9 protein-coding genes and 1 riboswitch are annotated in these 21,452 nt (G+C 40.6%); of the genes, 3 read left to right on the top strand and 6 right to left on the bottom strand.

The window, feature by feature from the left end:
* Positions 1-15: 15 nt before the first annotated feature.
* The 3 genes from AC1TO9_RS08990 to AC1TO9_RS08980 form a co-directional block, all read right to left on the bottom strand.
* Positions 16-5,076, bottom strand: coding sequence for a MucBP domain-containing protein (locus AC1TO9_RS08990; protein ID WP_482058944.1), 5,061 nt, complete (start codon positions 5,074-5,076; stop codon positions 16-18).
* 70 nt (positions 5,077-5,146) lie between these two features.
* A riboswitch (cyclic di-GMP riboswitch) is annotated at positions 5,147-5,240 on the bottom strand.
* A gap of 178 nt (positions 5,241-5,418) precedes the next feature.
* The gene (gene dhaK, locus AC1TO9_RS08985) at positions 5,419-7,179 is read right to left on the bottom strand and encodes a dihydroxyacetone kinase subunit DhaK (protein ID WP_482058943.1); all 1,761 of its coding nucleotides are present in this window, start codon (positions 7,177-7,179) and stop codon (positions 5,419-5,421) included.
* Position 7,180: 1 nt separating this feature from the next.
* Positions 7,181-8,317 carry a glycerol dehydrogenase gene (locus AC1TO9_RS08980; RefSeq protein ID WP_482055822.1) on the bottom strand — a complete coding sequence of 379 codons (1,137 nt, stop codon included), beginning with the start codon at positions 8,315-8,317 and terminating at the stop codon, positions 7,181-7,183.
* Between the two features lie 244 nt (positions 8,318-8,561).
* On the opposite strand from AC1TO9_RS08980, the gene AC1TO9_RS08975 reads away from it, so the two are divergent.
* From AC1TO9_RS08975 to AC1TO9_RS08965, 3 genes are all read left to right on the top strand, one after another.
* Positions 8,562-9,599, top strand: coding sequence for a PocR ligand-binding domain-containing protein (locus tag AC1TO9_RS08975; RefSeq protein ID WP_482058942.1), 1,038 nt, complete (start codon positions 8,562-8,564; stop codon positions 9,597-9,599).
* Between the two features lie 230 nt (positions 9,600-9,829).
* Positions 9,830-11,620, top strand: a complete 1,791-nt coding sequence (locus AC1TO9_RS08970; RefSeq protein ID WP_482055820.1) for a putative bifunctional diguanylate cyclase/phosphodiesterase — start codon at positions 9,830-9,832, stop codon at positions 11,618-11,620.
* 187 nt (positions 11,621-11,807) lie between these two features.
* Positions 11,808-13,472: a histidine kinase N-terminal 7TM domain-containing diguanylate cyclase gene (locus AC1TO9_RS08965; protein WP_482058941.1), complete on the top strand. Its 1,665-nt coding sequence runs from the start codon at positions 11,808-11,810 to the stop codon at positions 13,470-13,472.
* A 198-nt stretch (positions 13,473-13,670) separates the two neighbouring features.
* On the opposite strand, the gene AC1TO9_RS08960 is transcribed toward AC1TO9_RS08965, so the two are convergent.
* The 3 genes from AC1TO9_RS08960 to AC1TO9_RS08950 form a co-directional block, all read right to left on the bottom strand.
* Positions 13,671-14,012: a zinc ribbon domain-containing protein YjdM gene (locus AC1TO9_RS08960; RefSeq protein ID WP_482058940.1), complete on the bottom strand. Its 342-nt coding sequence runs from the start codon at positions 14,010-14,012 to the stop codon at positions 13,671-13,673.
* A gap of 278 nt (positions 14,013-14,290) precedes the next feature.
* Positions 14,291-20,107, bottom strand: coding sequence for an NPCBM/NEW2 domain-containing protein (locus AC1TO9_RS08955; RefSeq protein WP_482058939.1), 5,817 nt, complete (start codon positions 20,105-20,107; stop codon positions 14,291-14,293).
* A gap of 313 nt (positions 20,108-20,420) precedes the next feature.
* Positions 20,421-21,305 (bottom strand): LysR family transcriptional regulator, encoded by an 885-nt coding sequence (locus AC1TO9_RS08950; protein WP_482055816.1) that lies wholly within the window; start codon positions 21,303-21,305, stop codon positions 20,421-20,423.
* Between the last annotated feature and the right edge of the window lie 147 nt (positions 21,306-21,452).

Raw genomic sequence — 21,452 nt, 5'->3', positions numbered from 1 at the left:
GTTTTTGTTTATTACTTAAGGATACACGCGATCAGGGTTCACTTGATCCCAAGTCTCGGATCCATCTTCGTTTCTACTGTAATCATGATAGTTAGTTGCTTCGATCACGTCCGTGTAATACCACTTATCTGTTGCATTGTCCGGCCAAGCCTTAGCATCTTCATGAATACCATCTACGTTAACTTTACGATTCAATACACTGTTGATGAAAGCCATTGCTTCCGCTCGCGTAATGTATTGATTAGGCTTGAATTGTCCATCTGGGTAACCTTTAATCCAGCCTTTATTCGCTGCAGATACAATATATTTTGCCGCCCAATGATCTTTAATGTCCGAGAACAACGTGTTCTCTTGCTCATTGAGATTATCAAATCTTGATGCAATTGCAGCAAATTCTGCTCTTGTAATTTGTTGACCAGGTTTAAATGTCCCATCCTGATATCCAGTGATGATGCTTGCATTCTCCATCGTAGCAATGTGTTTGTTCGACCAACGACTACTCTCGACATCTCCATAAGAGCTAATCTTCTTCAAGTAATCGCTGCGTGTCGCATCATCCATCAATCTATAGAAGATCACTGCAACTTCTTCACGGCTAATCAAGTTCTCCGGTTTAATCGTTCCATCTGGATAACCATTAATGTAATTAAAGTGATCATCCATCTCCAACCTTGGTGGTGCTGGAGGTAATGGTGCAATTACTGGAGGTGCCGGAGGCAACGGTGTTACACCTGATGGACCTGGTGTTGATGTACCCGGATTACTCGGATTCGGATTCGGGTTCGGACTTGGGTTCGGTTCTGGATCAACCGGCGGAGTTGTAGGCGTATTCTTCACATAATAGAAGATATATTCCTGTCCTTCTGTATCCTTAAATTCGTACTCAGCTGTAGCCTCATCAGGAGTATATCCTTGAACTGCTCCTGCCGTTAATGTAACGGTTGTACCCACAATTCCTGTCACGATCTGTTGACCAAGCTCAGCCTTTGTATCTTTATCCACATATCTCACGATTAACTGCTGTACATCTTCAACATCATCTGTCATGTACTCGAAGGTATATTGCTGTTCGAGTGCATCTGTGATTAGATAATCAATGTTGAAAATGGTTGGCATGTATACCGCATCAGATACTGTAATCGGCTCTGCCTGTAATGAAAGTATATCCCCTACATTGCCGCTAATCACAATAGGGTCAATCAACGATAGTTGAGTTAATTGATCTACATAATTCACGGTTACATCTCGTTCTTCGATAATTGGAGCATTCTTCGTGTAGTAGAAAGTATGCTGCTGCCCTTCTGTATCCTTGATTAGATAGTCAAAGTTAGGATTAACCGGTGTATATACACCATCAGACAATACAATCGGCCCTGCCTGTAGTGGTAGCATACGTCCAATCTCACCACTATGCATAGTAGGATCTTGCAGAACTATTTCAGTTCCTTCTGAATCCACATATACATAATTCACTGTAACATAGCCTTCATTAACAATTGGAGCATCCTTTGTGTAATAGAAGATATGCTCTTGATTCAGGTCTGCAGTGAAAGTGTAAGTGTGACTTGGCACCTCGGCTGTGTAGCCAGTCACTGGAGCTGCTGTAAGTGTAACAGTCCCACCCAATACACCCGTTTCAGTTGTTGCAACAGATAATTCTGTATCCGTTCCTTCTTCCAAGTACTTCACAGTAACCGATTGTTCGTTTGCTGTGTAGTAGAAGGTATACTCTTGGCCTGCTATTGCTGTGAAAGTATAGCTGTGGCTTGCCGCTTCCGCAGTATAGCCAGGAATTGTTACCGCTGTAAGTGTAACGGTTTCTCCGGTTACACCCGTTTTAGTTGTTGCAACAGATAATTCTGCATCCGTTCCTTTTTCCAAGTACTTCACAGTAACCGTTTGTTCGTTTGCTGTGTAGTAGAAGGTATACTCTTGGCTTGCATCAGCTGCGAAGGTATAGCTGTGGCTTGCCTCTTTAGCTGTGTAGCCAGTCACTGCTGCCGCTGTAAGTGTAATGGTTCCCCCGGTTACACCTGGCTTAGTGATTGGAGCCTCCAATACATTGTTCGTTCCTTCTTCTAAATACTTCACAGTTACCGTTTGTTCGTTTGCTGTGTAATAGAAGATATACTCTTGGATTGCGTCAGCTGTAAAAGTATAGCTTTCGCTTGCCTTTTCTGCTGTGTAGCCAGCAATTGTTGCCGCTGTAAGTTCAACGTTTCCTCCGGTTACACCCGTTTTAGTGATTGAAGCCTCCAATACATTGTTCGTGCCTTCTTCCAAATACTTCACAGTCACCGTTTGTGCGCCTGCTGTGTAGTAGAAGGTATGCTCTTGACCCGAAGTTGCCTTAAAGGTATAGCTGTGACTTGCTGCTTTGGGTGTGTAGCCAGGAATTTTTTCCGCTGTAAGTGTAACGGTCTTTCCTGTTTCACCTGCTGTAGTCGTAGCTTCCTTCAATACTTTGTTCGTGCCTTCTTCCAAATACTTCACAGTCACCGCTTGTGCGCCTGCTGTGTAGTAGAAAATATACTCTTGGCTTGCATCAGCTGTAAAAGTATAGCTTTCGCTTGCCTTTTCTGCTGTGTAGCCAGCAATTGTCGTCGCTGCAAGTGTAACGATTTCCCCTGTTACTCCCGCTGTCGTGGTTGCAGCAGATAGTTCCTTATTCGTACCTTTTTCCAAATACTTCACAGTCACCGATTGCTCGTCTGCTGTGTAGTAAAAGATATATTCTTGACCTGTGGCAGCTGTAAAAGTGTAACCGTCGCTTACCCTTTCTGCTGTGTAGCCAGCGATTGTTACCGCTGTAAGTGTAACGCTCTTTCCTGTTACACCCGCTGTCGTGGTTGCAGCAGACAGTTCGTTATTCGTGCCTTTCTCCAAATACTTCACAGTCACCGATTGCTCGTCTGCTGTGTAGTAGAAGATATGCTCTTGATCCAAAGTTCCCGTCAAGGTATAGCTGTGACTTAGTGCCTTCGCTGTGTAGCCAGGAATTGTTGCCGCTGTAAGCTCAACAGTTTCTCCTGTTACACCTGATTTAGTGATTGCAGCTTCCAATACCTTGTTCGTTCCTTCTTCCAAATACTTCACAGTGACCGTTTGTGCATCTGCTGTATAGTAGAAGATATGCTCTTGGCCCGGAGTTGCTTTAAAAGTATAGCTGTGGCTTGCAGCTTTCGCTGTGTAGCCAGTCACTGGCACTGCTGTAAGAGTAACATTCTCCCCCGTTACACCCGCTTTAGTCGTTGCAGCCTCTAATACCTTGTTCGTTCCTTCTTCCAAGTACTTCACAGTGACCGCTTGTGCGTCTGCTGTGTAGTTCACTGTGATCGTTACTTCCTTATTAGGCATCGTTCCCGTTACGTGTCCACCATTTACGGTTAACCCACTACCTGTACTAAGGGTTACGTTCTTGAAAGTATAGCCTGGAATTAATTTGCTGCTGTAATCGTAATTTACTGATTCACCTTGAAGTTTCTTAATGACTTCAGCTGGGCTTAGCTCGATATTTCCAGCCTTATACTCTACATTGAGATTATAAGGTGCTTTCACATACCCGAACCAGATGGTTGGATTAGGATCAGCAGTAGTCAATTTCTTACTTGTTGGATTATCACCCTTTTTGAGCAAATAACCATCAACATCTTTGGCTGATACCGAATAGGTCTTGTTGATATCAAGCGCTGACTTTCCAGATACAGTAAACGGTTCATCGTATAGCTGTTCTGCTTTATCTTCGCTATCTACAACAACTCCGGCTGTATTGATTGGATCGCCTTGCGCATTAACATAATACCCTCTAACGGTGATGGAACCTTTACCGAAGCTCACTTCTGGAACCTTAAAGTCCTTCGATGCCGGCTTGCCATTGGCATCAGTATAAGTCAATGTTGTTTTTTTGTTCGTTGGATGTAACACTTCCGGATCTGCGTTCGCATCCATCTTAACGGTATAGCTCATCGTTGCTGGAGAACCCTCGGCAATGTTACCGATATTCCAGTCGATCGTTTCTGACCCGCTGTTCCATTTTGTTGTTCCTTGAGAAACGGTGATATCACCGATCTTATCGAACTCGACTCCCATCGGGTCAATAACTTTTGCGTTCTCCGCTGCAAAGGAAATCTTGCTGGACAACTCTGTGAAGATTCTAGACAAATCAGAACTGCTAGAAGCAAAGTAGTTAGTGTCACCACTTGCACTTGTCTTCAATACATATTGCGCATTCTTATCATTTCCAACATCGAGCCCTATAGAATAAATACCAATTCCCTTATCCTTGATTAACTTGGCTTCTGATATGGTTGCAATACCATTGTCGGAAATATCATAGTTTTTGGGATTCCACCAGCTGCCTCCATATTGTATCTTGTATGAACTCCAACCTAAACTATAATCACTTCCATTTCCGAGAGTTGTCCCGTAACTAAAATCTGAAAGCGCAAAACTTGGACTTTTATCTCCTGGCCATGTATAGCCTGTCGCTTTACTTGCCTCATAGCTGTACGTCGGTGCTCCATCACTTAAAAGGACGATGACCTTATTCTGTGCTTGGCTTCCTGCCAACAACGTATCAGCATGATGAAGTCCCGCTTGAATGTTGGTACCTCCGCTAGCTGTAATTCCATTGATTTTACCTTTTAGAGCTTCTTTACCACTAAACCCCGTAAAGCCAGCTACTTCTGTGGCACTCTTCTCAAAGGATACAACCGCTATTCTTGTTGTCGAATTTTCAATTAACAAATCATTGACGAATTTCTTTGCGGCTTCCTTAGCTTTGTCCATCCGAGGTGATTTATCCTTAGTCATACTGCCTGACCGGTCGATGACCATTACAACGTCTGTGGTACTATTACTCTGGATATTCTTACCCTCAACGGTCAACGTTACCTTCCATTGACCCGGTGTCCCTGTAGGCACAGCCACCTTTGTTAGATTGACTGCACCCGGATTGGGCCATTCTGGCTGATTCGTTGCATCAGCAGAGCTTGTTAGCAAGGTCCCTGGTATAAGTCCTATGAACACCGAAAATACGAGCACCCACATCGCTATACGTCTTAAGCTCCGTTTCATTGTTTCCTCCTTGATATTTATGGATTTAGTTCCCCGGAACACAAAAAGGTCCAGCTGCATTAACGAGGTTAATTGCAGCTGGACGATCATAAGTCTATTAACATAGACTGGTAGATTCCGAGGCTTTGCGAGCTAATCTTTCGATTAGTGTGCCAAAATATACAATTGTCGTTAGCGCAGATGCACTTTCGTGACTTACATCATATTTTTTGCTCCGTAAATAGTATAAAGGAACTATTGTAGTCCAATATATTCCACGTATCGAAAATTGTCAATCATTAATATATTACTATTCGCCATCAATAGACAAATCAAAAGGCACCCCCTCGGGTGCCTTTATGTTCACTTTATTACTTTTGAAAGTTCTGTAAAAATAACCCCTAATGCATGTGCTCCTGCGTCGGGATAACCGATACTTCTTTCACCAACGGTACCAGCTCTTCCCATACGAGCAACGATCGCCTCCGTTTGTTTCGCTCCTTCGACAGCCGCATCAGCCGCTTTCGTTGAGGCAACTTTAATGTCATCGCCATCAAGTGCACTATTTCCCCAAGATTCAGCATAAGGAACAAGCGCGTCAATCAATGTTTTGTCCCCAACGACAGCGCCACGGCCAAAGGCTCTCTCGCCTGTATCCTGAATGCCTTTCACAACGGCGGCCATCATTTGAGCGAACTCATCAATGGATAGCTCTTGTTTGTTTCCAACATGTTTACTAGCTGCTCGAAATGCAGAACCCCAGATTGGACCCGAGGCCCCTCCACAATGCTCCATAATAATGAGAGAGCACGCATCTAGGAAACTTCCAATATCCATGGTGTGGTTCGTTACGAGATCATTCCACTCTGTCTTTAATTGCTTGAACCCCTTCGCAACACTCATGCCAAAATCACCATCACCCGCATGGGCATCTAGCTCACAGAATGGAATCTCATTCTCAATGATGATTTCACTCATTGTATCAAGAAGATAAATCATATTATTTAAAGAAAAAGTATCATTCTCAACCTTCGCAAAGTCTTCATTCGTCTCACATGTGTAGGATACAGATGTATTCTCATCTTCCTCCAATACGACCTCGGTATAGTTCACTTGTTCGAAAGGTTCATGAATGAATAGCGCTGGCGTATCACACGCTTCACTCAATAGCTCCTTCAACTGGTCGTCCAGTTTCATAATTGAAACTGACGCCCCAACCATATCTATACTCGTCATGTAATTTCCAACAAACACTTTGTAGACCTTCTTGTTGCGGGATACTAATTCACGGATAACGGAGTTATTCAACAGATATAATTCTTGGAGCGGCGTTCCACCGAATCCATTGATCAATACAGTAACTTCCTGCTCAGCATCCTGATCAATCTCCAGACTCTCCAATAACGCAGTCACCATTCTGTCTGCCAATTCATCCGCTGACACCATAGCTTCTCTTCTAATTCCTGGTTCGCCGTGAATGCCCACACCATACTCCATTTCATTGTCCGCAAGGGTAAAGGTCGGTGTTCCCTTAGCAGGAACAGTACATGAGGTATACGCGAATCCTATACTTTTCGTATGGTCGATCGCCTTCTGAGCCACTTCCTTCACTTGGCTCAAAGACATTCCTTGCTCAGCAGCTGCACCTGCTATTTTGTGAACAAAAACAGTTCCTGCAACGCCTCTTTTTCCAACGGTATAGAGACTATCTTCAACGGCAATATCATCATCCACTTTAACATAATCGACCTGTATTCCGTCTTCACTTGCAAGATGGGCCGCATTCTTGAAATTCATAATATCGCCGCTGTAATTTTTAATAATTAATAGCGTTCCTTTATTGGACGCAGACGAGCGAATCCCTTGGTATACTTGGATTTGAGAAGGGGAAGCAAACACATCGCCACAGACAGCTACGTCCAGCATCCCTTTTCCAACAAATCCAGCATGTGCGGGTTCATGCCCACTGCCGCCACCACTGATCAGCGTTACTTTATCTTTGTTTATTTCTTTTTTCTGAATGATCTTATATTTACTATTAAACGCTAAGTTAGGATGTGCTAGAACTAGACCATTACACATCTCTCTAACTAGTGTCTCTGGCTTATTCATTATTTTTTTCATACTATTCACCCTTACTTAATTTGTATTGTCGACCGAGTTGATCAGCTACCATAATGGCCGCTGCCACAGCATCCTCCGTAATTGGAAATGGCATCGAATGAATAGACTCTGCCGGAATACAAGCGATTCGAGCTACAGCCAACGCTTCCTCGTATGAAACACTATCTACGCCAATGTCTGCTAGACATACTGGAAGACCAACCGATACGCAAAATGCGAATACTTCATTCAACTCATCTTTATCCGCATTTTCCAGAACTAATTGGGCGATTGTACTGAAAGCTACCTTTTCCCCATGATAATAATGATGAGTCCCCTCAAGTGAAGTTAAGCCATTATGAATAGCATGAGCAGCGGCTAAACCACCACTTTCAAAACCAAGCCCTGACAAAAGGATATTCGCTTCAATAATATTCTCAAGTGCAGGAGTTACCCTATTACAATCAGAAGCTACCTTCGCTTGAACGCCATCTCTCAATATCGTTTCGTAACAATACTTAGCTAGTACCAAGGCTGTATTGGTTCCTATCGCCGGACCACAGACCCCTTCACGAACACCACATGGCATTCCCGCATTGACGTTAGAGTAAGATCTTGAGGTTGCCCTAGCTTCGAAATAAGTAGAGAGCGCATCTCCCATCCCTGACACAAGAAATCTTGTAGGTGCGTTGGCAATGACCGTCGTATCAATCATAACTACACTAGGGCTTTGTTTAAAATACGCATAATCATCAAACTCCCCTTCTGGGGTATACAGTACAGCTGAATGACTCGTTGGTGCATCGGTTGCTGCGATCGTTGGCACAATAATTAAAGCTTCACCTTCTGCTACGCACTTCGCTGTATCAATTGCCTTGCCTCCACCTAATCCAATCGTACAAGAGCAGGAATGTTCTTTAGCCAATTGTTGCAATCTCTGAACTTCTTCGCGTGAGCACTCCCCTTGGAAGTTACTTTCGATCAGTGTGATATTAAATTTATTTATAGTAGATTCTAGTTTGTCTTTCACTCGCTTTACATCATCTGCATGCGCAATGAGTAGTGCTGAATCTCCGAATGTTTTTACAAAGTACCCCAAATTTAGTAATTCATCTTCTCCCTGAACATACTTAGATGGGCTAATAAAGGCTTTTCTCATCTTAAATTCCTCCTTTGATTACTATGATTCTATTATAGTCCGACTATGGTTAGTAATCATCGAACTATACCTGCAATTTTAAGCGCTTCCAGATGGTGTTTTTATGTTATCTAGCTCCCAAATAGTATAATCTTGTCCACTTATCAGGTTAATACAGTATAATCAAAGTGTAATACTCATACTTTCATCTTTATATTCTATTCCCATTTCCATATTTCTATTCAACTATAGGGAGTGTACACTAATGAACCATTCTTTGTTTAGGTTAGACAAGATTATCGATTTAGAGAAATGGCATAAGTTACAAGACTCTCTTGCGCTGGTCACCAAAATGGCGATCATTACAGTTGATTACAAAGGTACTCCTGTTACAGAGCATAGTTACTGCCAACCCTTTTGCCAGGGTGTAAGACAAGATTCCACACTATCACCGTATTGTCAGACATGTGATGCCAGAGGCGGATTGGAAGCCGTACGGCTGAATAAACCCTATATCTATATGTGCCATTTCAATATTATTGATATTGCCATTCCTATTATTATTGATGATCAATATATTGGGGCTATCATGGCTGGACAAATTAAGCTACGCGATACAGATACGCCACTTGAACAGATTGTAACTCGTCCTGCTAGCCTAGAAACAAATGATAAGTTCAAAGCTTTAGAAAAAGACTATCTTTCTTTACCCGCCTTATCATACGAAGAAGTCTCTACCATCGCGGATATGTTATTTCACCTATGCAACTACATTGTGGAAGAAGCTATTCATAAGAATTCAACGATAGATATGTATAAAAAGGCTCTGTCCACGGATGAAGTCAACCCGTCTTTAGATTCAATTAGCACTTCTGATCGTAATTATCGAAATATACAAGCTATACAAACGGAGCTTTCCAGTACTCTTCTTGATAATAAAATAAAAAAGTTTACATCCAATGAAATCCGTTCATCTAACCCATTGCTTCAACCGGCTTTTGATTACATCCACCACCATAAGAACGATAGTATTTCATTGAGTGACATGGCGAAACGATGTCACATTAGCTCGAGTTATTTCAGCCGCATATTTATAAAAGAAACCGGCGAAAATTTCTCAGTCTTTATTCCACGCTTAAAAATAGAGTGGGCCAAGCAGCTTCTAGAGACAACGGATCAACCCATTCATCAAATAAGTGATGAATTGGGATTTTGCGATGCTGGATATTTCATCAAAACATTTAAAAAGTTCGCAACGCTAACCCCTGCCGTTTATCGAAATAGGTATCAGAACAAACCTTAAACCACTACTACCCAAATTTGCTGCTATACGCATCATGATTTACCCCTCATAGACTTCTAAACATGAATGGATTGTTCAATTTATTCATCATTTCATCAGCATCAGCCTTTATTTATGGGCATATATTGTAGATATTTGTGAAATAATGTTATCAAATAGAGGAATCCGAATAAATATGTTGAATTTTCTAAAAGCGAGATGATTGATCAGGTTTGAAATGGAGGGGCACTATGCTACAAAAAGATAAAGACAAAAGAACCCCCTATGCGGGAAAACCTTTACATAAGAAGACAACATTGAAGTCGACAACTAAACAAACCTTCAGTCCCCTACGAAGTTCTACTAGAATTTCCGGAATATATTTCGTCGTAGGTTGCCTATGGATTCTATTAACGGATAAGGCAATTTCCACTTTCGTATCGAATAGTGAATGGGTCACACTGATTCATATGATTAAAGGTTGGCTATTCATGAGTATGACGGCAGCATTTATCTTTTTTCTCATTCTGGGAACGGTCAATCGCATCAAAAGGATAGAGAATAAGCTCGGAGTCGCATACATTGACAAGGTCTACGCCCATGAAAGTCTCGAATCTGCATACGAGGAGATCATAGCAACTGAAGATGAACTTAGACAACAATACGATAAACTTATTGAGAATCAGCGCAAGCTTACGGAAAGTGAAGAGAAAATGTATTATCTTGCCTATCATGATGTATTGACTGGATTGCCCAACAAGATGGCCTTATACGAGAATGGAACTCAAAGCATCCTTGCGGATTCCGATAAGAATGCGGTACTGATGTTTGTGGACATTGATAACTTTAAATATATTAACGATACGATGGGTCATGGATTCGGGGACCGTCTGATTGCTAAGGTAAGCGAAAGGCTACTCTCCATTGTAGCGAATAAAGGAGACGTTTATCGGTTTGGTGGTGATGAATTTATCATTCTTCATCCCATCGAGAATACAGATGGCTCATCTAAGATTGCCGGTAGCATCCTCACCAGTTTCAAGGAGCCCATCGAGATGGACAATAGTCTTCTGCACATCAGCATCAGTATTGGAATAAGTATCTATCCAGAGCATGGCAATGATATTATGGAATTAATTAAACGTGCAGACATTGCCATGCACAGGGCTAAGGAGGCAGGGAAAGGCCAGTTTGTTACCTTTGATCATCCAATGAATGATACCTTCGCCGAAAGAATGAACATTGAGAAACAGTTATATTCGGCCATGGCACGAAATGAGTTTGAACTCTTTTATCAGCCTCAGGTAGATTTAACGCTGAACAAGGTAACCGGACTGGAGGCCCTTTTACGCTGGAATAGCCCAGATTTGGGCATTGTCTCTCCTCTTAAATTTATCAAAATAGCAGAGGACTCACATCTCATTATTCCATTGGGAGCATGGGTTTTACGCACAGCCTGCTCTTTCTTGAAAAGTCTTCATGAGCAGGGATTACAGCATTTAACGATATCCGTCAATATTTCAATGCTGCAGCTACTACAGACCGATTTTAATGAGCTTGTTCTAGATACACTGCGAAGTTGTGGGCTGGAACCGGAGTATCTGGAGCTCGAAATCACGGAGTCCATTCTGGTTGAATCTTACGATCATGTGAGTGGTAGGCTAAATGAACTACGAGAACACAATATCAGAATTGCCTTGGACGATTTCGGGACTGGCTATTCTTCTTTAAGTTACCTTACCCATTTGCCGATCTCCACTTTAAAAATAGACAAGTCCTTTATTGACTCGATCCATGCAGGGACACATCAAACTGCTCTGATCGAGCAAATCATAATCATTGGCAAAAAAATGAATATGTGCGTCGTTGCGGAGGGAGTAGAGCAGAATAACCAGCTGAAGTACTTACAAGAACAGAACTGTGATAAAATTCAGGGCTATTTGTTTAGCAAGCCGAAATCAGCGCAAGACGTGAAACAATTGCTCACCAGATGGGAGAATACTGGAATCGATATACCAGGCGATGTCCATTATAGCTCTTAAATTATAAATTCATAATAAGCCTGTTGAAGCTATCGTCTCAACTGACTTATTATCTTATAACATATTAAATCTACCTATTTGTATTGTATTATTTTCCCTATGCTTATATATTAGAGTTATAATATAAGACTTTCGACCTAAGTCAGTCTGCTGAATAACTACTATATAATAAGAGGGTGTAACCTATTTGGGGCTCGTAATGTGGCTTGATTTCATATTGTTTCTAGTTTTATTTGTTCTGTTCGTATATGTATTTGTTACTGTTACAATAACCACACTACATAAAGTATATTTAGTATTCCACATTACTATGATGTTGTGGCCTTTCTGCCAGTTTGCTATGAAAACAACAGAGAATTCCGAGTTTCAATTGTTATATGTGAAGCTCGCATTTGTTAACTCCATGCTACTCACAACGGGTTGGCTTTTTTTCACGATTTTCCTCACTGGCCAATCCCATTTTATACATAAAAAGACGTCTTGGATCCTATTAATTTCAACGCTGTTCATAACACTTGGTGTCATCGCCAACCCGAACGGTATGTTTGTCCAGCCTGCATATGGCGGCTACGTTCAAAGGATCTATGGTCCGATCTTTTGGATTATGATTACATTCATAATTATCTGTGTCATTATTTCACTATATATCATCTATTTAGGTCTAGCCTCAAATCATTCGCCCCGTATCAAAATGCAGGTTGCACATGTCCTCAGAGGGGTTGTAGTGCTAACTGTATGTGTATTATTCGACGTGTTCCTTAATGTTGTCTTAGCGCTATCTCCGGTCATTCCGGGAATAACATCTCTCGGAATATTACTATCTGCTATCTTTTTCGTTATTGCCATTCATCGTGATAAAGTATTAGATCTTGTAACTATTGCTCATCAAGATATTATTGACACCATAGATCATGGCATTCTGGTGCTTGATGATAATCAGCATGTTGTAGAAGTAAACCAGTCGTTGCTTCCCTACGTTAACTTCATACATATAGGAGATCGCTTCAATATCGAGACGATCCTGCCTCGAGAACAATCTACTAGCGAATTTGATTCGTTCCTTCTTACTTATCATGAACAACCTTTGGAACGGGCAGAGATTGAAGCTTTCTATCCACAATTCAATATGTATAGCAAGATTCATGTTGCGCCTATTCTAGTTGATGATATCATCATTGGAAGAATTGTCACATTTCAAGATATGACCGAAATTCACCAACTCATTGATGAGGCCCATCTTCAGAACGAGATCCTACAGGAGCGTAATCTAGCACTAATTAGAATACAGAATGAATTGTTTCAAACGAACCGTAAACTCAAACAGATGGCCCTAACCGACAGTTTAACAGGCTGTTATAACCGTCACTACTTGACGCAACAGTTAGAGCAAGAAGTAGCGAAAAATATGAAATATCAATCACCGTTTGCGATCCTTTTATTAGATATTGACCTTTTCAAATCAATCAATGATGATTATGGCCATTTGGTCGGCGATATCGTGCTATGTAAGACTGTCGAAGTCATCAAAAAAACACTACGGAAAGCTGACATATTGGCCCGCTATGGCGGAGAGGAGTTCATTATCTATTTACCAAATACGAATCAATTCCAAGCTACTATTCTGGCTGAACGTGTTCAATCAACCATTGAGATGAATAAAGTGGCTATCGATAATGGTGCTTCATCTGTATCCATCACGATAAGTATGGGGTTGCTATCCATTAATAATTCAATGAATCCACATACCAACAACCCCATAATGAATTTGAATGATTTATTTGAGTCCGTGGACAAAGCCTTATATCAAGCCAAAAATGAAGGACGCAACCGAATTGTTAGTGTCGCAAGATAAATCTACAACACTCTTATCATGCGTGTTCAAAAAGTTAGATTTTCAGCACCGAGAAGATTGAATGAAGATAGGGAGTGAGGAGCGGAGCGTAGGCAGTACCTACGTGAGCACCGGAAAGACCGGCTGAATTCAATCTTCGATGTCGAATACGCTCCTTGCTTACCTTCGTGATCAAAAGATGACTTTTTGAACTTCCTCTTAGATCTTTTTAACAAATTCGGATTTCAACTTCATAGCTCCAAATCCATCAATTTTACAATCAATATCATGATCTCCATCAACTAAGCGTATATTTTTTACTTTTGTACCTATTTTTACAACAGATGAACTTCCTTTGACCTTGAGATCTTTAATTACCGTGATAGAATCCCCATCGTTTAAGACGTTACCATTCGCATCTTTGACAACCTTTGTGTCTTCATTATTCTCGGTCTCTGATTCTAAAGTCCACTCATGGGCACATTCTGGACAAACTAACAGACTTCCATCCTCATAAGTGTATTCTGAATGACACTTTGGACAATTTGGTAAATTAGACATGATGTAATGCCCTCCATTCGTTATGGTTAATGCTTCTATATTGCCATAGTCCTCTCATATTGACAAACCCGACTGTTAATAGGATTGATCTTTGCGAGATGCGATGTGCCAAATTGTTATCCACATGTGCATAACATGGGCTCAATCAAGTGAAACTTATACTTTCTTAATATTTCCGCTGAAACGACACTAGACCAGATGAAGTCGAAGACTTCTCTGGTCTAGTATTGGCCCCTTTTAAGAACACCCTCAACTCATGCTCATCATCGTTCTACAAATTAGTTATTATCAATCAGATAAATGAGTTGCACAAGGTTACCTTCAACTTGATAAGTCATTACCAAGAAGTAGAGCCCCTTTTCTTCATTCGAAAGGTCTATTGTAAACGTATCAGCGTTCTCCGCCCACGCATTTACATCAAACACGATCTCGTTCATCGTTTTATTGTTTCTAACACCCGCTAAATTAGGCATCACTTTATATCCATCTAATCCTGTAACCAGGTTTTCCAATTCCACGATAGGTCCTTGTAGAGTTCCTACTTCAACCACCTGAGGATCAGCCAACAAGTTGTCCAGTTTCGTTAAACCTTGTAATGGAGAGAAATCGGTGATTTCGTTCCCCGTGATATCTAGCGTCACTAAGTTCTTCGCATATTGTAACCCATCAAGGGATCTAGCTCTTCTTGTTTCACTTGTTAACGTCGTAAGTTGATACATATCCCCAAGCGTGAGATCCCCCGTTACTCCTAAGGTTTGCTTAATCGAGGCACTTAAATACTGATCTTCTACAGTAATCACTTGAGTGAAATCTATTTCTACTAAACCGTCAGTTGCTACTTGCAATGCTGCTAACGCCTCATCCACTTCACCTTGAGTAGCGTCCTGATTAGCTAGAACTTCTTCTGCCCTTGCTATGCTAGCTGTTAATGCTGCAATGCTCTCTGAAGTGTATCCCTCTAGGTTCATTGCATTAACATCAGCAATCGCTTGTTCCAGTTCACCCGTAAATAGTTGATCCGCATTGGCAAAATGTAATTTAGTATCTCCCCATGTGGCATGATCAGATCCATTACCATTTCCACCATCAATCACTACTAATCTCAATTCTTTCGCTCCGTTGATATCGACTTCAATGAACTTCTGTGGGTCTCTTGAAATCATGACTCCACTATCAAATCTCTTCTCTCCATCAACAATAACCTCGAAGCTCACTGAACCAATTGTACCGTACATTTGACGATCTACACCAACAAATGATGTGAAGTAATCATAGTTCTTGTCGCTCAGATCATATACAATCGTGGAGTTAGAATGCGCTCCGATTCCTCTTTCATAGACCACTTCTTGATTGTTAGCATCCGTTAATCTCAACGCTTTAGCACTTATCGAGATATCTTTCACCGGAGCCGTATAACTATTCTGTGTAGAATTCCAGTCATAATCCGTCAAATACTTGAAATCTTCCATGTTCACAACGGCTATCGTTCTAGTCTTCGTGGTCGTATTCCCATCACTATCGGTTACAGTGTACGTCATTGGATATTCTCCAGCTCTGTTGAAGTTTACTCGATCTTCCCCAGTAACGGTTACTTGAGAAGTTAAGTCCCCATCTTCCGAATCCATCGCTGAATAGTCTTCTCTCAACAATATTTCCTGACCGACTTTGGTGGATACGGATTTAGGTATCGTAAGCTCAGGCGTATTGTTAAGGATGATGAACTTCGCATCTCCGAAATCACCATGATCTGAAGCATTTCCGTTACTTGCATTATCTACAACCAGTTGTAATTCATTTACACCTTTAACAGGTATTCGAACATATTTGGCTTCAGTACCAAATTTCATAAGTCCGCTGTTATACACTTCATTACCATCAGCTAGTATTTTAAATATTATGCTTGAGCTGTTCTGCTCTGCTATATTGCGGTCAACCCCAACAAACGTTTCGAAATATTCGTAGTTCGTATTAGCAAGGTTATACACGATTTCCGAGTTTGCGTGCGTTCCTAACCCTTTGGCGAACTCTTTTGTTTCACCGTTTACGAGTAGCTTAATCGTATTGTTGGAACTGGATTTGTCCTTTCTAACGACACTATAATCTGTTCTTGCCGATTCCCAGTTCACATCACTCAAATATATACTAGCACTATATACAACGATTTCTCTCGTCTTCGTCGTTGTATTGCCATCACGGTCGCTCACCGTAAGTTCTACTTGGTACGTACCGGTCTTGTTTGTAGTGAAACCGTTCGTATTCACTTGAACTTGGTCGATTAAGTTTCCATCTTCTGTATCAAATACAGTAACGTCTTTTAAAACATCAAACTCACTGTTTAGCATAACGAATGCCGTTTGTTCAGGAACAATGATGGTTGGGTTGCTTGAATTGTTCGTAAACTTCGCATCTGCCCATACGGTATGATCTGCCGTATTCCCATTACTGATAGCATCGGTTGTAACAAGCTTAATTTCCCGTGCACCTGTAACAGGTATCTTTACAAATTCATGTTCCGTACCCGATCCGAACACATCGCTATCCAACAACTTCTCCCCGTCTACATACACTTCAAAGGTAGCTGAGGATGCCTGTCCTTTGACAGCTTGATCGATCCCGATATAACTTTCAAAGAAGTCATACCCTTTACCTTCAATATGATATACAACCTCAGAATTGGCATGTACGCCGATCCCTTTCGCATAGGTTGCAGCAAGACCTTGTCTTACGAGTGTTATCGTTCCACCCGCAGGTGCTTTATCTTTCTTTAGTCCCGCCCAGCCAACATTGACTAATATAGCCTCCATATCCGACACATACGCGTAATCACTTGTTACCGTTACACTTGTCGTTTTGGACTCTGTTACTCCTGCATTCTTTATCTCATAGCTAATCTCATAATTTCCTTTTTGCGTGATATCCACGTTATTCGATGTAATAACGACTTCACTTGTTATATCAATCCCTTGATAGTCCGTCGCTGTTACATAATTCATAGGATCGAACGTTTGATTGAGCTTTAATGTGACATGGTCTTCAACCGATAACGTCGGCTTGAATGCCTGAACCTCAACTGGCTTCAATGTATTCAATTTCTTATCGTAACCCACGATCTTATACGTATAATTCTGAGTTGTGTCTACAGCTAAATCCACAAACCGATCTGTTGCTGTAAACCCTATCAGCATATCGTTCCGATAAATTTCATAACCTAAGAGATCCTTCTTATAGGCTTTATCCATATTGATGTTTAACGTATTCGATTTAGCAGTCGTATTCGAAATAATACCCACGTTGATCGCAGTCGTCTTGTCTTCAATTCCATTTTCCTCATAGTTAACTAACGTATTGTTCAGATACCACAGTTTGTCGGAAGCCGGATATTTCGCCAATTTCTCTCTTGTCTCAGGATTAACTGTGAAGCCGTGTCTAGCAAAGAAGCTACTTAAATCCAGACCTAGCACTTCAGAAGAGAACTCAACCAGATACTGCTGCTTCGAATTATCTCCATTGGCTAGGATTACCTTCCGCTCTCGATACATCCTAGTCAATTCTGTCCAGTACCCCGGATGAGCCAACTCCAACTGCCAATAGGCTCCCAGTTGTGCAAATAGTCCCTGTTGGTTCATAACGACTTTATTTTCTTCTAAGGTATATTTATAAATTTCTTCGTAGGGGATGCGAGTATCCATCGAATTAGAAGCGACAGACATCAACATAGACACCATGTTATTGGTTACTTCGCCATATTCCCGTTCCCCCATGGCCAAGCGATGTCCGATTTCGTGATTCAATCCCCAGCCTGGATAAGCCACATTGAAATCACTTAACATCAAACCAACGGTTCCACCTTGAATTCCTGTATGGTCACCTGCTGCGTACATCGCACCATAGGGCTGCATCAATCTAATATTTTCACGGATTAGTTGAGGGTCATGGAGCTCACTGCTGCCATCCAAACCATAGAAATCAAAGATTGTCTTCATCCAAGAATCATAACCCGTTACGGTATCCATTGGGTTGTTTCCTTGAGTAATAAATTTGTTGTATGCTTCAGTAGCCGTTCCTGTAAAAATAACGTGATCGCTAGCCATTTCTACGACGTCGATTAATTGTCGATCTAACACATTAGGATGTAGCGCTTTATCTTCATCTAATCTTTGTTTATATGTGGTTAGGAAAGCCTTAAATTGCTCCGGATCTGTTGTCTTCGTCATAAAAGGAATTTTCTCTAACCCTTCAAAACGGATAGTAGGAGCTTTGCCTTGCTCTTCAGAAGTATATGGATTGACAATATATACCGTGCCACCTTTAGTTACTTCACGTGCGTAGTAGCTATTGGTTGCAAATTCAGGCACGGTTATTGTGTTTTTACCTGGACGCAGTTGCACGCTTCTACCCCAAACGTTCCAAGCAGCCTCTTGCTGAGACAATACTATTGACGGTAATTTATCGCCCGACTCTACATCCACATACACGTTGATGGTATCACCAGGCATTGCAACGAGTCCGGTAGGTTGGTTATTCGTGCCGAAGTTAATTCTTAAGTTTTGCTGAGCATGCTTTCTCATATCTCCACGTTGCTCTGCTGTGATGATCGTACCTTCAATTTGCACTTTGCCATTCACAATTCTCTTAGCTAAGTCCAATTGATCTTTGAGGATCGGATATAGCGGATGTACTCTCGCTAATTCCTCTAAAGAATGGATTGCAGCTACACTATTGTACTCTGGTACTACTGCACTCATCGTTCCATCCGTAAATATGCCATTCACTTTATCACTGACTGGATCTTCTTTATAGAATCTAAATTCTGCAACAAAAGGTCTGTTGATATTCGCTTGGGTGAACTTGAACTTCACTCTTTTAAACGTCGTTGGTTTGAATTTGAATTCTAGAAAGTCGTTCGTACTACTTGCAGTTCCACTAGAAACGAGTTGGAATGTATCTCCCTTACTTGTTTCAGATGCATAGATTTCGAAAGCTTCCGGGAATCCCTTTCTATTATCTCTAGCCAGAAAAGCCACTCGATCAAGCACCTCTGCTGTATCTAATTCAAATACGACTTCATTCGTAAAATTAGCATCATTGTTTCTATTCGTTTCCCAATGCGTATTAGGTTGATCATCCAGCATATATTCCGGTTTCGTACCTGGGTAGCTTCCCCCATTTGTCGTTACTTTTAACACATTCGAATTTGGCATTCTATATGCTTCGCTATAAGCAGCTTCATATTCTGTACCATAACCTTTTAATTTAGAGACCTTTGCAGTTGTTGCTTCTATTTGATGGTTTTCTAGCAGTATTTGTGCATTCTCAATATCTGCTTTGAATTGAGCGTATAGTGGGTGTGACTTCACTTCATTCTCTAAAGCTGTTAATTGATTTGCGGCAGCAAATTCTGCACTAACTTGACTATATGTATCATCCGTAAATAAACGTTTCATCTTAAGTGACACAGCATCTTCTTTATAAAATGAAAATTCTGCTGCACTTGCCCAATCTTGATTCGCTTTTTTGTATACAAATTTAATTCGCTTAAATACTATTGATGGAAATTGAATTTCAACGACATCCCCTGTTGAGCCTGTATATTCTCCAGAAGAGACTAACATAAAGTTATCTCCCTCATCGGTAGTTGAGCTATAGATGTCAAACTCTTGGGCAAATCCTTTTCCTTTAGCACCGGATTGTCTAGCTGCGTACACGATTCTATTTAATTCAATGGACTCATTTAATGAAACTACGATCTCATTCGTGAATGCTGAAGTATTGGGTTTACCTGTTTCCCAATGTGTACCCATGTTTCCGTCTATAGCTTTATCTATAGAAGAACCTGAATAGTTCCCACCATTATTCGTTATTGATTTAATATTTGCAGTATTCATTTTGAAAACTTCATTATAAGCATTCAAAATATCCTTCCCGTATAAATCAAACGGAGCAACTGATGCTTTACTAATTGTACTCATGCGGCTTTCCAATACCGTCTTAACTGTATTTGTCTGTTGTAATTCACTTGCTAGAACGTAGCCTGTCTCACCTGCAAAACTAACTAACATCGCTGCCGATGTCGCAATTGCAATCATTTTTTTCATGCTTTCTACCTCCTGATGAATGATAATGATGACCAATGACTGAAAATGACGCAAAAAAAACTAACCCATAAGAGTAGTCTGATTGCGTATAAAGTTCGTATACAAATGTAGACGCCATTTCTATAGGTTTGCCTATGAAGTTTTAAATACTTCCAAAGAATAACATGACTATACATTTATTTACATGGTCATATGGTACTATTCATCAAATAGGTCATTAGATATTTGCTTTTGTAAAATGATTGATCCATTGTATTACCTAACTCCTATACGGATTATAGAGGATACTCTGCAAAAACTGTTCGACATATACCTATTTATTCCCTATAATCTCAACAAACTTGGTGGATGCAGGTGATAACGGTACACTTTTCAAGAAACATACACCTATACTTCTCTTCGGTATTTCTTCATTAAGTTGCACTTCATATAATAATCCTTTATTTAGATACTCTTGGGAGAACTCCTTTGTCACACAGGCAATTCCTAAATTGATTTTGGCGAACTCTAGCAACAAATCATGTGAACCTAATTCAAATTCTGGTGAAATCCTTACACCCTTAGAGCTCATATAATCCTCGACATATTTTCTTGAATTGGATTTCGGTTCAAGTAATATTAACGGCAGTTTCACTATTTCATCCAAGCTTAATGCTTTAGATAATATCGACTTATATTTCTCCCCACACACAAATATATCGTGAATATCAATACATGATCGTAATTCTAATGTAGGATCATCCAGCGGAAAATTACAAATCCCAATATCAACTTCACCCGATTTCAATATAGAACAGATCTCTAATGTTGTGCCATTAACGATCTTAAACTTGATGTTGGGATATCTATTATGAAAGGCTTCTAAGTAGGGGAGTAAATAATACCTTGAAATCGTATCACCCACACCGATCTTTAATTCACCTGTCGTTAAATTTTTAAACTCCAAAATCTTTTCTTCTCCAACATCAATTAAATTAATAGCCGAGTTAGCATATTCGAATAAAAGACTGCCTTCATTTGTTAAAGATACCCCTTTAGGTGTTCTATTAAAAAGACGTGTATCTAATTCTCTTTCTAATTGCATAATCGCTTGACTAACGGCAGGTTGTGTCATGTAAAGATCTCTTGCTGCCTGAGAGAAACTTTCGCTTTTTCCTACCTTGCAGAATACTTTATACAAATCTAATTTGCTAACCACATAAGCACCCCTTATACCTATCATTCAATATATTCATTTTACTTATACCATTGAATTCATGTATATTACAAGTAAGGTACATACTCAAGTAGAAACGGTTAAATCGTCCTTTTTCAAAGACGCATCCGTTTCAGCGGAAATATAAGG

This window comes from Paenibacillus sp. Y916, assembly GCF_056786435.1.
Note: the sequence above shows the minus strand (reverse complement) of the source record. Positions and strands in the feature narration are given on the sequence as shown.